This window comes from Burkholderia sp. MSMB1835 (assembly GCF_001526365.1).
Classification (GTDB): Bacteria; Pseudomonadota; Gammaproteobacteria; order Burkholderiales; family Burkholderiaceae; genus Burkholderia.
This window is the reverse complement of the sequence record NZ_LOYP01000019.1, coordinates 48,193-62,181: the sequence shown is the minus strand read 5'-3', so window position 1 is coordinate 62,181 and position 13,989 is coordinate 48,193. Positions and strand designations below refer to the sequence as shown.

Below are 13,989 nucleotides of genomic sequence, written 5' to 3'. Positions count from 1 at the left end.
CGGCTTCCCTGGAGGCGGAACACGATGAAAATCTACGACCAGTTCTACATCGACGGCGCATGGCGCAAACCGGCCGGCACCGGCACGATCGACGTGATCGATTCGGGCACCGAAGCCGTGATCGGCCGGATTCCCGAGGGCGTCGCGTCCGACGCGCAGGACGCGATCCGCGCGGCGCGCGCGGCCTTCGACGCATGGGCGGCCACGCCGGCCGCGACGCGCGCGGGTTATCTGCGCAAGATCGTCGAGCATCTGCAGGCGCGCAGCGAGGAACTCGCGCAGTCGATCACCGGCGAAGTCGGCATGCCGATCAAGCTGTCGCGCGCGATCCAGGTCGGCGGCCCGATCTACAACTGGAAGGCGTACGCGAAGCTCGCCGAATCGTTCGAATTCGAGGCGCAGGTCGGCAACTCGCTGGTGGTGCGCGAGCCGGTCGGCGTCGTCGCGGCGATCACGCCGTGGAACTACCCGCTCAACCAGATCACGCTGAAGGTCGCGCCGGCGCTCGCGGCCGGCTGCACGGTCGTGCTGAAGCCGTCCGAAGTCGCGCCGCTCAACGCGTTCATGCTCGCCGAAGCGATCCACGCGGCCGGGCTGCCGGCCGGCGTGTTCAACCTGGTGTGCGGGTACGGCCCGGTCGTCGGCGAGGTGCTGGCCACCGATCCGGACGTCGACATGGTGTCGTTCACCGGCTCGACGCGTGCGGGCAAGCGCGTGGCCGAGCTGGCGGCCGCGGGTGTCAAGCGCGTCGCGCTGGAGCTGGGCGGCAAGTCGGCGTCGGTGATCCTCGACGATGCCGATTTCGCGACGGCGGTGAAGGGCACGGTCAACGCGTGCTACCTGAACGCCGGCCAGACCTGCTCCGCGCATACGCGGATGCTGGTGCCGGAAGCCCGCTACGACGAAGCGCGCGAGATCGCGAAGGCCGCGGCCGAAACGTACGTCGCGGGCGACCCGCGGCAGGAGACGACGCGCCTCGGCGCGCTGGCGTCGGCCGCGCAGCAGCAGCGCGTGCAGGCGTACATCCAGCGCGGGATCGACGAAGGCGCGGAACTCGTGACGGGCGGCGCCGGTTTGCCGGAAGGGCTCGCGAAGGGCTTCTTCGTGAAGCCGACCGTGTTCGGCCGCGTCGATCCGAAATCGACGATCGCGCAGGAAGAGATCTTCGGGCCGGTGCTGTCGATCATCACGTATCGCGATGAAGACGAGGCCGTGCGGATCGCGAACGATTCGCCGTACGGGCTCGGCGGCGCGGTGTGGGCCGGCAGCGACGAACGCGCGATGCGCGTCGCGCGCCGCATCCGCACGGGGCAGGTGGACATCAACGGCGGTACGTGGAACGGCGCCGCGCCGTTCGGCGGCTTCAAGCAGTCGGGGCACGGCCGCGAGAACGGCGTGTACGGGCTCGAAGAGTATCTCGAATACAAGTCGATGCAGCTGAAGCCGGCGAAGCCGGCCTGAGCGCCGCTCGCGGCCCGAACCGGAAACGACACGTTCGCGTGTCGTTTTTTTATTGACGGCCGTCAAGGTGCGCGGCGGCGGATCGTCGATCATCGCGATTCCGACGTTCCGACGAGATTTCAGATGACCGTACGCACTTCCTTTCCGCCGCTGACGATTCGCGGCCGCACCTTGCTGCCCGTCGTGCAGGGCGGCATGGGCGTCGGCATCTCCGCGCACCGGCTGGCGGGCAGCGTCGCGCGCGAAGGCGCGGTCGGCACGATCGCGAGCATCGACCTGCGGCACCATCATGCGGATCTGCTCGCGCGTTGCCGCGCGCAACCCGATCGCGCGACGCTCGAAGCGGCGAACCTCGACGCGCTCGCGCGCGAAATCCGTCTCGCGAAGACCTACGGCGAAGGGCGCGGGATGATCGCGGTCAACGTGATGAAGGCGGTGAGCGCGCATGCGGACTACGTGCGGGTCGCGTGCGACGAGGGCGCGGACGCGATCGTGATGGGCGCGGGCCTGCCGCTCGATCTGCCCGACCTCACGCAAGGGCGCGACATCGCGCTGATTCCGATCCTGTCGGACAGCCGCGGGATCGCGCTGGTACTGAAGAAATGGATGAAGAAGGGGCGCCTGCCCGATGCGATCGTGATCGAGCATCCGGCGCACGCGGGCGGGCACCTCGGCGTCACGCAGATCGACGACGTGCACGACGGCCGTTTCGATTTCGCGCGCGTGCTCGACGAAACCGCACAGGTGATGGCGTCGCTCGGTCTCGCCCGCGACACGATCCCGCTGATCGTGGCCGGCGGGATCAACGGTCACGACGCGGTGCGCGCGGCGTTCGCGGCCGGCGCGAACGGCGTGCAGGTTGGGACGCCGTTCGCGGTGACGGAAGAAGGCGACGCGCATCCGCAATTCAAGCGCGTGCTCGCCGATGCGACACCCGACGACATCGTCGAATTCGTCAGCGTGACGGGGCTGCCGGCGCGCGCGGTGAAGACGCCGTGGCTCGATCGTTACCTGCGCAACGAGACGCGCATTCGCGACAAGCTCGGCGCGCTGAAGCAGCGCTGTCCGACCGCGCTCGAATGCCTGAGCGTATGCGGGCTGCGCGACGGCATCGAGAAATTCGGCCACTTCTGCATCGATACGCGGCTCGCGGCCGCGCTGCGCGGCGACGTCGCGAACGGACTGTTCTTCCGCGGCCGCGAAGCGTTGCCGTTCGGCCGCGCGATCCGCAGCGTGCGCGATCTGCTCGACCTGCTGCTGACGGGCAGTGCGACCGAGCCTGCGGCAAACCGTCCCACGTTTACGCTGGCTTGACCCATATCAAGATGGCGAAAAGACCCTATAGGGAGAATGGTAACCATTCTTTGGGGGTCCGTACCATGCATAAAACGATTCGAACTTGTGTCACCGCAGCCGCCGTCGCAGCCGGCATCGTCGCGATGCCATCGCACGCGGCGTCGCCGGGCGACGGCATCAACCAGGGCGACGTACTGGTCCGGCTGCGCGCGATCAGCATCCAGCCGAACGAGCGCGCGAGCGATACGCTCGGCGCGATCAACACGGGCGTGAACAACGCGATCGTGCCCGAGCTCGACTTCACGTACATGATCCGCGACTACCTCGGCGTCGAGCTGATCCTCGGCACGTCGCGGCACCAACTGACGTCGAGCCTCGGCAATCTCGGCGGCGTGGGCGTGCTGCCGCCGACGCTGCTGCTGCAGTATCACTTCAACCATGCGGGCAAGGTGCGGCCGTACGTCGGCGCCGGCTTGAACTACACGTACTTCTACAACAACGGGCTCAACGTCGGCGGAGAGGGCGTGTCGATCAACAAGAGCAGCTTCGGCCCCGCGCTGCAGTTCGGCGTGGACGTGCAACTGACGAAGAAGGTGTTCATGAACGTCGACGTGAAGAAGATCTGGATGAGCACCGATGCGACGCTCGGCGACAAGGGCATCGGCACGCTGCACATCGATCCGCTGATCGTCGGCGTGGGCGTCGGGATGAAGTTCTAGACGCGACGGAACAAGAACAGAGTTGGGGTTGGCGGCATGGCGGTCGGCATGCCGCTCTTTTTTTGCGCGGCGGATTTACAGCTTGTCGTACTGGAAACGCATCGCGGTGCCTTCGCGCGTGATGCGCTCCCACACCGCGCGCTTTTCGTCGTCGCTCAGGAACACCCAGTTCGAGACTTCGGCGGCCGTGCGGCCGCAGCCCTTGCAGACTTCGTCGAAGAGCGTCGAGCACACGCCGATGCAGGGGCTGTCGGGGAGGTCGTGAAGATTGGATGCCATCGGGAGGGTTCGCGCAGTTGAATCGTCAGCCGCCATTTTAATGCATCGCGGCGGCCCGGCCGACCGCCGGCGCCGGCGGGTCGCCCCGGCGCGGCGACGGGACGGGCCGGCCGGGCGCCGGCCGCGTTCGCCGGGCGGGCGTACCCGTCATGTGAGCGAAGGTTCGTCGCCGTCCGCTTTTCCCGGTGGACAGCCGCCGATTACCCGATAGAATTCCCCCGGAACGCCCCGCCGCACGGGCAGGCCGAACGGCCGGCAGCGGGAATCTGTTCCGTTTGCGCGACACCGGCATGATTTTTTTGTGACGGGGCGCGAATGATGGTAGTTTTCGGGGTTTTCGAGGGGCGGCGCGCCAGAATGCGCCGCCATGACGAGGCAGACGGCAGCCGGGCAACGCGTCCGGCCGGAGGGAGAACGGGATGAAAGCAAAGGTAGTGGGCCGGTTCGCGGCGCTCGCGCTGTGCGTGGGGGCATCGGCGGCAGCGGCGAAGGATACGCAGCTCAATGTCTATAACTGGTCGGACTACATTGCGAAGGACACGATCCCGAACTTCGAGAAGCAGGCGGGTGTCAAGGTCCGCTATGACAACTACGACAGCGACGACACGCTGCAGGCGAAGCTGCTGACGGGCAGCTCGGGCTACGACATCGTCGTGCCGACCAGCAACTACGCGGGCAAGCAGATCGCCGCCGGCATCTTCGCGCCGCTCGACAAGTCGAAGCTGCCGAACCTCAAGTACCTCGATCCGCAACTGATGGCGCTCGTCGCCGGCGCGGACCCGGGCAACAAGTACTCGGTGCCCTGGGCATACGGCACGACCGGTCTCGCGTACAACCTGACGAAGGCGCAGCAGGCGCTCGGCAAGGTGCCGCTCGACAACTGGGACATCCTGTTCAAGCCGGAAAACCTGTCGAAGCTGAAGACCTGCGGCGTGTCGGTGCTCGACGCGCCCGACCAGATGTTCGCGGCGGCGCTGCACTACATCGGCAAGGATCCGATGAGCACGAACCCGGCCGACTACAAGGCCGCGATGGACGTGCTGAAGAAGATCCGTCCGTACATCACGCAATTCAACTCGTCGGGTTACATCAACGACCTGGTCGGCGGCGACATCTGCTTCGCGTTCGGCTGGTCGGGCGACGTCGTGATCGCGAAGCATCGCGCGATCGAGGCGAAGAAGCCGTACAAGATCGAGTACTACATTCCGAAGGGCGGTGCGCCGGTGTGGTTCGACGTGATGGCGATCCCGAAGGATGCGAAGAACAAGGAAGCCGCGCTGCAGTGGATCAACTACATCGAGGATCCGAAGGTGCACGCGGCGATCACCAACGCGGTGTACTACCCGAGCGCCAACGCCGAGGCACGCAAGTACGTGCGTCCCGACGTCGCGAACGACCCGGCGGTCTACCCGCCGGCCGACGTCGTGAAGACGCTGTTCCTGCTCAAGCCGCTGCCGCCTGAAATCCAGCGTCTGCAGACGCGTCTGTGGACCGAGCTGAAGTCGGGCCGCTGACGCGAGCCGAAGTGAACCCGCAGTCATGAAGCCCCTGGTGCCCCCGGGGGCTTTGTTCGTCTAACGCAGGAGAGAAGCAGCACATCATGAATAGCCAGTCGGGCGCGCCGGTCGCGGGCGCGCCGTTCTCCGTTCCTTCCTCCGGCGCCGATGCGCGCGCCGAGAACTTTGTCCAGATCGTCGACGTCGTCAAGAAATTCGGCGACACCGAAGCCGTGCGCAGCGTCAACCTGACCGTGCGCCAGGGCGAGCTGTTCGCGCTGCTCGGCAGCTCGGGCTGCGGCAAGTCGACGTTGCTGCGGATGCTCGCGGGCCTCGAGACGGTCACGTCGGGCAAGATCCTGATCGACGGCGAGGACCTCGCGCAGATGCCGCCGTACAAGCGGCCCGTGAACATGATGTTCCAGTCGTATGCGCTGTTCCCGCACATGTCGGTCGAGTCGAACGTCGCGTTCGGACTGAAGCAGGAAGGCACGCCGAAGGCCGAGATCAAGGAGCGCGTTGCCGCGGCGCTCGAACTCGTGCAGATGGGCAAGTACGCGAAGCGCAAGCCGCACCAGCTGTCGGGCGGCCAGCAGCAGCGCGTCGCGCTCGCGCGTTCGCTCGTCAAGCGTCCGAAACTGCTGCTGCTCGACGAGCCGATGTCCGCGCTCGACAAGCAGATCCGCCAGCGTACGCAGATCGAGCTCGTCAACATCCTGAACAAGGTCGGCGTCACCTGCATCATGGTCACGCACGACCAGGAAGAGGCGATGACGATGGCGAACCGCCTCGCCGTGATGAGCGAAGGCCAGATCGTGCAGATCGGCTCGCCGAACGAAGTGTACGAATACCCGAACAGCCGCTTCTCGGCCGAATTCATCGGCTCGACGAACCTGTTCGACGGCGTGACGGTCGAGGACGAACCCGATCACGTGTACATCGAATCGCCGGAGCTGCCGAGCCGGCTGTACGTGAGCCACGGGATCTCGGGCCCGCTCGGCATGCCGGTCACGGTGTCGGTGCGCCCCGAGCGGATCGCGCTCACGCGCAAGCCGCCCGAAGGCGCGTTCAACTGGGCGCGCGGCCGGATCAGCAACGTCGCGTACATGGGCGGCTATTCGCTGTATCACGTGAAGCTCGACGCGGGCAAGACGGTGGTCGCGAACGTGTCGAGCCTCGCGATTTCCGAACTCGACACGCCGGCGCTCGGCGACGAGATCTACGTGCGCTGGAGCGCGACCGCCGGCGTGGTGCTGACGTCATGAGCGCGTTCAAGTCCCTGCTCGCGTGGCCGGTGCGGCGCTTCAACCTGACGGGCGCCACGGCGGTCGTCGCCGGGCCGTTCACGTGGCTCGTGCTGTTCTTCCTCGTGCCGTTCGTGCTGGTCGTGAAGATCAGCTTCGCGGAGCTGCAGCTCGGCATCCCGCCGTATACGGAGCTCGCGTCGTACGCGGACGGCGTCGTGCACATCGCGCTGAACCTGTCGCACTACGCGTTCCTGCTCACGGACAGCCTGTATTTCGCGACCTACGTGAACTCGGTGTGGGTCGCCGCGATCACGACGCTGCTGTGTCTGCTGCTCGGCTATCCGATGGCGTACTACATCGCGCGGTCGAACCCGGCCACCCGCAACCTGCTGATGATGGGCGTGATGCTGCCGTTCTGGACGTCGTTCCTGATCCGCGTGTACGCATGGATCGGGATCCTGAAGAACAACGGGCTCCTGAACAACTTCCTGATGTGGATCGGGCTCACCCATACGCCGATCGAGCTGTACCGCACGAACTACGCGGTGTACATCGGGATGGTGTATTCGTACCTGCCGTTCCTCGTGATGCCGCTCTACGCGCACCTCGTGAAGATGGACTTGCGCCTGCTCGAAGCCGCGTACGACCTCGGCGCGAAGCCGTGGAAGGCATTCGTGCAGATCACGCTGCCGCTGTCGAAGAACGGGATCATCGCGGGCTGCCTGCTGGTGTTCATCCCGGCGGTCGGCGAGTACGTGATTCCGGAGCTGCTCGGCGGCGCGAATACGCTGATGATCGGCCGCGTGATGTGGAACGAGTTCTTCAACAACGCGGACTGGCCGATGGCGTCGGCCGTGACTTGCGCGATGGTGTTGCTGCTGCTCGTGCCGATGGCGATGTTCCAGCACTTCCAGGCGAAGGAACAGGGAGGCCGTCGATGAAGCCGAATCGTTACCTGCAGTTCGCGGCGCTGTTCGTCGGTTTCGCGTTCCTGTACATCCCGATCATCAGCCTGATCGTCTATTCGTTCAACGAGTCGAAGCTCGTCACCGTGTGGTCGGGCTTCTCGTTTCGCTGGTACGCGGCGCTCGTCGACGACGACGAGCTGCTGACGGCCGCGTGGCTGTCGCTGAAGATCGGCGTGCTGACCGCGTTCGCGTCGGTGTTCATCGGCACGTGGGCCGGCTTCGTGCTCGCGCGGATGGGACGTTTTCGCGGCTTCGCGCTTTTCAGCGGGATGATCAACGCGCCGCTCGTGATTCCCGAGGTGATCCAGGGGATCTCGCTGCTGCTGCTGTTCATCGAGCTCGCGAAGTGGATCGGCTGGCCGGCCGAGCGCGGCGTGTTCACGATCTGGCTCGGCCACGTGATGCTGTGCATCTCGTACGTCGCGATCATCGTGCAGTCGCGCGTGCGCGAGCTGAATCCGTCGCTGGAAGAAGCCGCGCTCGATCTCGGCGCGACGCCGCTGAAGGTGTTCTTCACGATCACGCTGCCGCTGATCTCGCAGGCGCTGATCGCGGGCTGGCTGCTGTCGTTTACGCTGTCGATCGACGACCTCGTGCTGTCGGCGTTCCTGTCGGGCCCCGGCTCGACGACGCTGCCGCTCGTCGTGTTCTCGCGCGTGCGCCTCGGCCTGAACCCGGAGATGAACGCGCTCGCGACGCTGTTCATCATCGCGGTGACGGCCGGCGTCGTGATCGCGAACTTCGTGATGCTGCGTCAGGAACGCAAGCGGATGGCGGGGTTCGCGGCCGCGGCATAACGGCCTGAACCCTCTGCCAGGCGGTCTGCTCGGGCGGCTCTTCGGATGGAGGGCCGCCCGTTTTGCATCTTGCGGCGCCCGAGTCTATCTCATAAATTGACATTGAGAATCGTTCTCATTATCGTCGCGTCTGTGGCCACGTCATCGAACTTTTCAATTTGGAGTGCAGATGATTGAACTCAGGCAAGAAGAGATCGAACGGGTTTCCGGTGCAGGTTTGATGGGTGTGATCGCGGGTACCGCGGCCGGTATTGCCGCCGGGCAGGCACTGGGTCCCGAGATCGGTGCCGCGGCCGGTGCGATGGTTGGCTCGGTCGTTCCGGGAGTCGGCACCCTGGGCGGCGCGTTGATTGGCGCAGGCGCCGGTGCGGTATATGGCGCGGCATTGGGAGGCGCCGCCGGCGGCTATGTCGCGGACAAACTTCAGGAACACGGGTGGGCCTACTTTTTCCCGAATCGAATGCCGAGATTCGAGGATTTGTGGGAGTTCACCAGTTGGCTCTGAGTTTGGCCGGAAGACGTGCCGGATCCCCGGTTCGAAAAGGATTCGGCGCTGCAATGATGATGGGATGCAACGAGATGGTTTCGACTCGCGTGTTTCTTGAACGATATATCTGCCTCGCTTCGCTTTCTTTTGTCGTCGTCACGTCGCTTTATTTTGCGTGGGCGCCGCAACATGCAGCCGAGTATCTCGCCGGAAGTGTTGCTTGCGGTGCGTGTGTCGTCGTTGCGAAGGCGCTCCTGCCGAGGCATCGGGGCTTTGCCCGCATCGCGTGGTATCGGGCGAGCCTCGCGCCATGTCTGGCCGTCATCGGCGTCGTTTTGTCGATCCTCGGGCTGGCGTCGGCGATGCATGAAGGAAGCGGTGGACTCTCGTTCGTGATGCCTGGCTTATGGGCCGCCGCGCTTTACGATTATTTCGGCGTCGTGGCGCGCAAGGATTGATCCGGCGCGGCGTGCGCGCCGTGCCGGACATCGTTTGATATTTATCCGCCGAACGCCGCCTTGGCCAGCAACCCCAGCGCGACACAGACGAGCACGGCCGCGAAGCCGGCCTGCACGTGCCGCGCGGCGAGGCGGCGCGACGCGCCGCGGCCGGCGGCCATGCCGAGCGCGGTCGCGACGGTAAACCACAGCGTCACGTCGAGCGGCGCGCGCGTGCCCGATGCGAGCGTCGCGAGCACGCCGCCGGTGCCGACCAGCGCGATCACCATCAGCGACGTCGCGACCACCCCATGCATCGACACGTTCGTGAACTTGCGCAGCATCGGCACGATCACGAAGCCGCCGCCGACGCCGAGCAACCCGGTCATCAAGCCCGTGACCGCGCCGGTCGACGCCAGCGCGATGCCCACGGGCCACGACCACACGAGCCGGCCCGTATCGGGATTCACGCGGCCGACGCACAGCGGCGACGCGTCGGCATCGGCCGGCTGCCGCCGCAGGGCCTGTCGCAGCAGGCGGCCGGCGACGACGAGCATCGTCAGCGCGAACAGCGTGAGCAGCAGGCGCTGCGGCAGCACGTGCGCGAGCCGGACGCCGAGCGTGGTCAGCGGCACGCCGGCCACGGCCATCAGCAGCGCCGCGCGATAGCGCACGAGCCCGCGGCGGAAGCCTTCGAGCGTGCCGAGCGCGGCACTGCCCGCGACCGCGACGAGTGCGACGGGGGTGGCCTGCTGCATCGGCCAGCTCATCCCGACGACGAGCGCGGGCACCGCGAGAATGCCGCCACCGGCGCCGGTCAGGCCGAGCACGGCGCCGACGAAGCCGCCCAGTACGAGGGAAATCAGCATGACGTCATCGCGCTCCGGTCAACGTGCGATCGCGGGCTTCGCGAGCCATTCGCGGCCCTTGAGCATCGCCTTCCAGTAGAGCGGCGGCAGCACGCGCTCCTTGAGCAGCCACGCGAGCCGCGACGGCCGCTTGCCGTCGATCAGCCATGCGGGGAAGGTCGGGGCGACCTTGCCGCCGTACAGGAATTCGGCGAGCACGATCTTGCCGCGCTCGACGGTGAGCGGGCACGAGCCGTAGCCGTCGTACGCGGCGTCGCCCCATGCGAGGCCGAGCGACGCGAGCAGGTTGTGCGCGACGACGGGCGCCTGCTTGCGGGCGGCCGCGGCCGTTTTCGCGTTGGTCGTGTTGGTGACGTCGCCGAGGGCGTAGATGTCCGGAAAACGTGTGTGCCGCAGCGTCGCCGGATCGACGTCGATCCAGCCGGCCGCGTCGGCGAGCGGGCTCGCGCGCACGAAGTCGGGCGCCTTCTGCGGCGGCACGACGTGGATCATGTCGAACGAACGCTCGACCGTTTCCTTGCCGCCGTCCGGCAGCGCGCGCGAGAACGTCGCACGGCGCGCGGGCCCGTCGATCGCGACGAGGTCATGGCCGAACGACAGTGCGATGTCGTAGCTTTTCACGTATTCCATCAGCGCGGGCACGTAATCGGCGACGCCGAACAGCGCGCCGCCCGCATTCAGGAATTCGACGTTCGCGGCGTCGAGGCGCCCGGTGCGTCGCCAGTGGTCGCACGACAGGTACATCGCCTTTTGCGGTGCGCCCGCGCACTTGATCGGCATCGGCGGTTGCGTGAAGAGCGCATTGCCGCCGCGGAACGCGCGCACGAGCTCCCACGTGTACGGCGCGAGTTCGTAGCGGTAGTTCGACGTGACGCCGTTGCGGCCGAGCGTGTCGGCGAGGCCGTCGATCGCGTGCCAGTCGAGCTTGAGCCCCGGGCACACGACGAGCCTGCGATAACCGATGCGTCGGCCGCCGTCGAGCACGACCGCGTGCGCGTCGGGCTCGAAGCCCGCGACGGCGGCCCGGATCCGCTGCACGCCGCGCGGCAGCACGTCGGTCATCGGCCGCGCGGTGGCGCCGGGCCGGAACACGCCCGCGCCGACCATCGTCCAGCCGGGCTGGTAATAGTGAACGTCGGCGGGATCGATTACCGCGATGTCGAGCGACGCGTCGCGCGCGCGCAGGCTCGACGCGACCGCGATGCCGGCCGCGCCGGCGCCGACGATCACGATGTCGTGCCGCGCGTCCGCGGCCGGCGCCGCCTGGCGGATGCCCGCCGCGTGAAGCGGGGGCAGGTCGGCCGCCGCGATCGGCGGCGGGACCGACTGCGCGTCGGTCAGCTTGCGAATGGTCATGTCGGGTTCTCCGGAGGGGGCGGGGCGCGCGGCTCAGATCGCGTCGAGCGGGATCTTCAGGTAGCGCACGCCGTTGTTTTCGGGCTCGGGCAGGTGGCCGGCGCGCATGTTGACCTGCACGGACGGCAGCATCAGCACGGGCATGTCGAGCGTCGCGTCGCGCGCGGTGCGCATCGCGACGAAATCGTCCTCGGTCACGCCGTCCTTCACGTGCACGTTCGTGCGGCGCTGCTCGGCGACGGTCGTCACGAACTGCACGTCGCGGCCGCCCGGCTGGTAGTCGTGGCACAGGTACAGGCGCGTGTCGGGCGGCAGCGCGAGTACGCGCGCGATCGAGCGGTACAGCGTGCGCGCGTCGCCGCCCGGGAAGTCGCAGCGGGCCGTGCCGTAGTCGGGCATGAACAGCGTGTCGCCGACGAACGCCGCGCGCTGCGTCGCGTCGGCCACGCAGTAGGTCATGCACGCGGGCGTGTGGCCCGGCGTGTGCAACGCGCGGATCGTCAACGTACCGAGCGCGAGCGTGTCGCCGTCGTCGACGAGCCGATCGAACTGACGGCCGTCTTCCGCGAAGCCGGGGCCCGCGTTGAACAGCGTGCCGAACACGTGCTGCACGCGGCGCACGTGCGAGCCGATCGCGATCCGGCCGCCGACCTGCGTTTTCAGGTACGGCGCGGCCGACAGGTGGTCGGCGTGCACGTGCGTCTCCAGCAGCCAGTGCACGGTCGCGCCGAGCTCGGCGACACGCGCGATCAGCCGGTCGGCGCTGACGGTGCGCGTGCGGCCGGATTTCGGGTCGTAGTCGAGCACGCTGTCGATCAGCGCGCACGCGCGGCTCGCCGTATCGAGCAGCAGATAACTCACGGTGTGGGTCGCCGGGTCGAAAAAGCCTTCGACCGACAGGGCGGGGGCGTTGCTCACGGGATGTCCTCGATCGGGTTCTGCATCTGCAATCGCGATCTTCATTTCAAGAAGCGTGCCAGCGGGCGGCGCGGCACCGGCCGATGCGCGAGGGACTTGATTCGGCTCGGGTTTTCGGTGCGCCGGCGCCGCCGCGAGGGCGGCAACGACAGCCGGTGGCGGACGGGGACTGCCACAACTGACAGTGTCGTGGCAGAATTGGCAGTCAGCCTGGCAGTCCGTCCGGGCGCCTCTTCGCCGAGCGAGCCTGCGCATGAATCCGCACGACACCATTCCGATCGTTCCTGCCCCGCGCCGCGACGCGATGCCGGATGTCCGCGCGCTCGTCGCGTATCTCGAGCAGGACCCGCAGCCGATGATCGTGGTCGATCCCGCCTACCGCATCCTCGCGGCGAACGATGCGTACCGGCGCCAGTTCGGCGTGGCCGGCGTCGAGCATGTGGGCCGGCACTGTTTCCAGGTGTCGCATCACTACGACGTGCCGTGCGATCAGGCCGGCGAGCATTGCCCGATGAAGCAGGCGCTCGAATCGCGCGGGCTGAACCGCGTGCTGCACATCCACCACACGCCGCGCGGCCCCGAGCATGTCGACGTCGAGCTGCGGCCGATCTTCGACGCGGACGGCAACGTGATCGCGTATGTCGAGCGGCTGACGACGGTGCGCAGCGCGTCCGCGCAGCCGAGCGCGGAAGGGCTCGTCGGCGGCGCCGACGCGTTCAACGCGGCGCTCGGCGCGCTGCAGCGCGTTGCGCCGTCGACGCTGCCGGTGCTGCTGCTCGGCGAATCGGGCACTGGCAAGGAGCTGTTCGCCCGCGCGCTGCACGAGGCGAGCGATCGCGCGATGGGGCCGTTCGTCGTCGTCGATTGCTCGGGGATCGCCGAGACGCTGTTCGAGAGCGAACTGTTCGGCTACGAGAAGGGCGCGTTCACGGGCGCGAACCAGCGCAAGCCGGGCCTCGTCGAAACCGCGCAGGGCGGCACGCTGTTTCTCGACGAGATCGGCGACGTGCCGCTGCCGATGCAGGTGAAGCTGCTGCGGCTGATCGAATCGGGCACGTTCCGGCGCGTCGGCGGCGTCGAAGCGCTGCGCGCCGATTTCCGGCTCGTCGCGGCCACGCACAAGCCGCTGCGCGAGATGATCGACGACGGCCGGTTTCGTCAGGACCTCTACTACCGGATCAACGCGTTTCCAATTCCGCTGCCGGCGCTGCGCGAACGGCGCGGCGACATCGCGCTGCTGGCCGAATCGATCCTGCGGCGGATCGTGAACGCGCGCGGCAACGCGGGCGACCCGAATGCGCGACCATTCGCGGCCCGACCATTCGTGCTGACCGAGCGTGCGCGGGCGTGCCTCGACGCGTATGCGTGGCCCGGCAACATCCGCGAGCTGCGCAACGTGCTCGAGCGCGCGTGCCTGTTCGCGGACGACGGGACGATTCGCGTCGAACATCTGCCGGCCGAGCTCGTCGCGGCAGCGGCGGCGCCGCACGCGCAGGCGGGGGACGCGCGCGGCGTGTCCGATGCGGAGCTGGTCCGTATCGCGCGTGCGTTCGACGGCACGCGCAAGGCGCTCGCCGCGCAGCTCGGATTGAGCGAGCGTACGCTGTACCGGCGGATGAAGGCGCTCGGCCTCGGCGCGCGCGAGCGCTGAACGGGCCT

The 13,989-nt window shown here is 67.5% G+C and carries 13 protein-coding genes and 1 pseudogene; 10 read left to right on the top strand and 4 right to left on the bottom strand.

Annotated elements, in window-relative coordinates:
- Positions 1-24: 24 nt before the first annotated feature.
- From WS96_RS09675 to WS96_RS09665, 3 genes are all read left to right on the top strand, one after another.
- A complete protein-coding gene (locus WS96_RS09675) occupies positions 25-1,461 on the top strand; it encodes an aldehyde dehydrogenase family protein (RefSeq protein WP_059832227.1) in 1,437 nt (478 codons plus the stop codon).
- 123 nt (positions 1,462-1,584) lie between these two features.
- Complete coding sequence (locus tag WS96_RS09670; protein ID WP_059832225.1) at positions 1,585-2,775, top strand: NAD(P)H-dependent flavin oxidoreductase; 1,191 nt, start codon at positions 1,585-1,587, stop codon at positions 2,773-2,775.
- Between the two features lie 65 nt (positions 2,776-2,840).
- Entirely contained in the window at positions 2,841-3,476 is a 636-nt protein-coding gene (locus WS96_RS09665) for an OmpW/AlkL family protein (RefSeq protein ID WP_059832224.1), read from the top strand.
- A 75-nt stretch (positions 3,477-3,551) separates the two neighbouring features.
- Here the strand turns inward: WS96_RS09665 and WS96_RS09660 are convergent, their stop codons facing one another.
- Entirely contained in the window at positions 3,552-3,755 is a 204-nt protein-coding gene (locus WS96_RS09660) for a DUF1289 domain-containing protein (RefSeq protein ID WP_006493160.1), read from the bottom strand.
- 419 nt (positions 3,756-4,174) lie between these two features.
- On the opposite strand from WS96_RS09660, the gene WS96_RS09655 reads away from it, so the two are divergent.
- The 6 genes from WS96_RS09655 to WS96_RS09630 all read left to right on the top strand — a co-directional run bounded on the left by WS96_RS09655 (position 4,175) and on the right by WS96_RS09630 (position 9,208).
- The gene (locus WS96_RS09655) at positions 4,175-5,269 is read left to right on the top strand and encodes a polyamine ABC transporter substrate-binding protein (RefSeq protein WP_034207395.1); all 1,095 of its coding nucleotides are present in this window, start codon (positions 4,175-4,177) and stop codon (positions 5,267-5,269) included.
- A gap of 86 nt (positions 5,270-5,355) precedes the next feature.
- The gene (locus WS96_RS09650; RefSeq protein WP_059785905.1) at positions 5,356-6,516 is read left to right on the top strand and encodes an ABC transporter ATP-binding protein; all 1,161 of its coding nucleotides are present in this window, start codon (positions 5,356-5,358) and stop codon (positions 6,514-6,516) included.
- Positions 6,513-7,439, top strand: a complete 927-nt coding sequence (locus tag WS96_RS09645; RefSeq protein WP_034207393.1) for an ABC transporter permease subunit — start codon at positions 6,513-6,515, stop codon at positions 7,437-7,439. Before WS96_RS09650 ends, WS96_RS09645 begins: the two co-directional genes overlap by 4 nt.
- Positions 7,436-8,263 carry an ABC transporter permease subunit gene (locus WS96_RS09640; protein ID WP_059832222.1) on the top strand — a complete coding sequence of 276 codons (828 nt, stop codon included), beginning with the start codon at positions 7,436-7,438 and terminating at the stop codon, positions 8,261-8,263. Before WS96_RS09645 ends, WS96_RS09640 begins: the two co-directional genes overlap by 4 nt.
- Positions 8,264-8,432: 169 nt before the next feature.
- A complete protein-coding gene (locus WS96_RS09635; protein WP_059832220.1) occupies positions 8,433-8,768 on the top strand; it encodes a hypothetical protein in 336 nt (111 codons plus the stop codon).
- Complete coding sequence (locus WS96_RS09630; RefSeq protein ID WP_156443617.1) at positions 8,759-9,208, top strand: hypothetical protein; 450 nt, start codon at positions 8,759-8,761, stop codon at positions 9,206-9,208. The genes WS96_RS09635 and WS96_RS09630 overlap by 10 nt, the downstream gene beginning before the upstream one ends.
- A gap of 41 nt (positions 9,209-9,249) precedes the next feature.
- Here WS96_RS09630 and WS96_RS09625 read toward each other — a convergent pair whose 3' ends face one another.
- The 3 genes and pseudogenes from WS96_RS09625 to WS96_RS09615 all read right to left on the bottom strand — a co-directional run bounded on the left by WS96_RS09625 (position 9,250) and on the right by WS96_RS09615 (position 12,330).
- On the bottom strand, positions 9,250-10,056 hold the full coding sequence (locus WS96_RS09625; protein WP_059832217.1) for a sulfite exporter TauE/SafE family protein: 807 nt from the start codon (positions 10,054-10,056) through the stop codon (positions 9,250-9,252).
- 18 nt (positions 10,057-10,074) lie between these two features.
- A pseudogene (locus WS96_RS09620) lies at positions 10,075-11,301 on the bottom strand (NAD(P)/FAD-dependent oxidoreductase); the annotation flags it as partial.
- 144 nt (positions 11,302-11,445) lie between these two features.
- The gene (locus tag WS96_RS09615; RefSeq protein WP_059832213.1) at positions 11,446-12,330 is read right to left on the bottom strand and encodes an MBL fold metallo-hydrolase; all 885 of its coding nucleotides are present in this window, start codon (positions 12,328-12,330) and stop codon (positions 11,446-11,448) included.
- Positions 12,331-12,583: 253 nt separating this feature from the next.
- Here WS96_RS09615 and WS96_RS09610 point away from each other — a divergent pair, with 253 nt between their 5' ends.
- Complete coding sequence (locus WS96_RS09610) at positions 12,584-13,981, top strand: sigma-54 interaction domain-containing protein (protein ID WP_059832211.1); 1,398 nt, start codon at positions 12,584-12,586, stop codon at positions 13,979-13,981.
- Positions 13,982-13,989 lie beyond the last annotated feature (8 nt).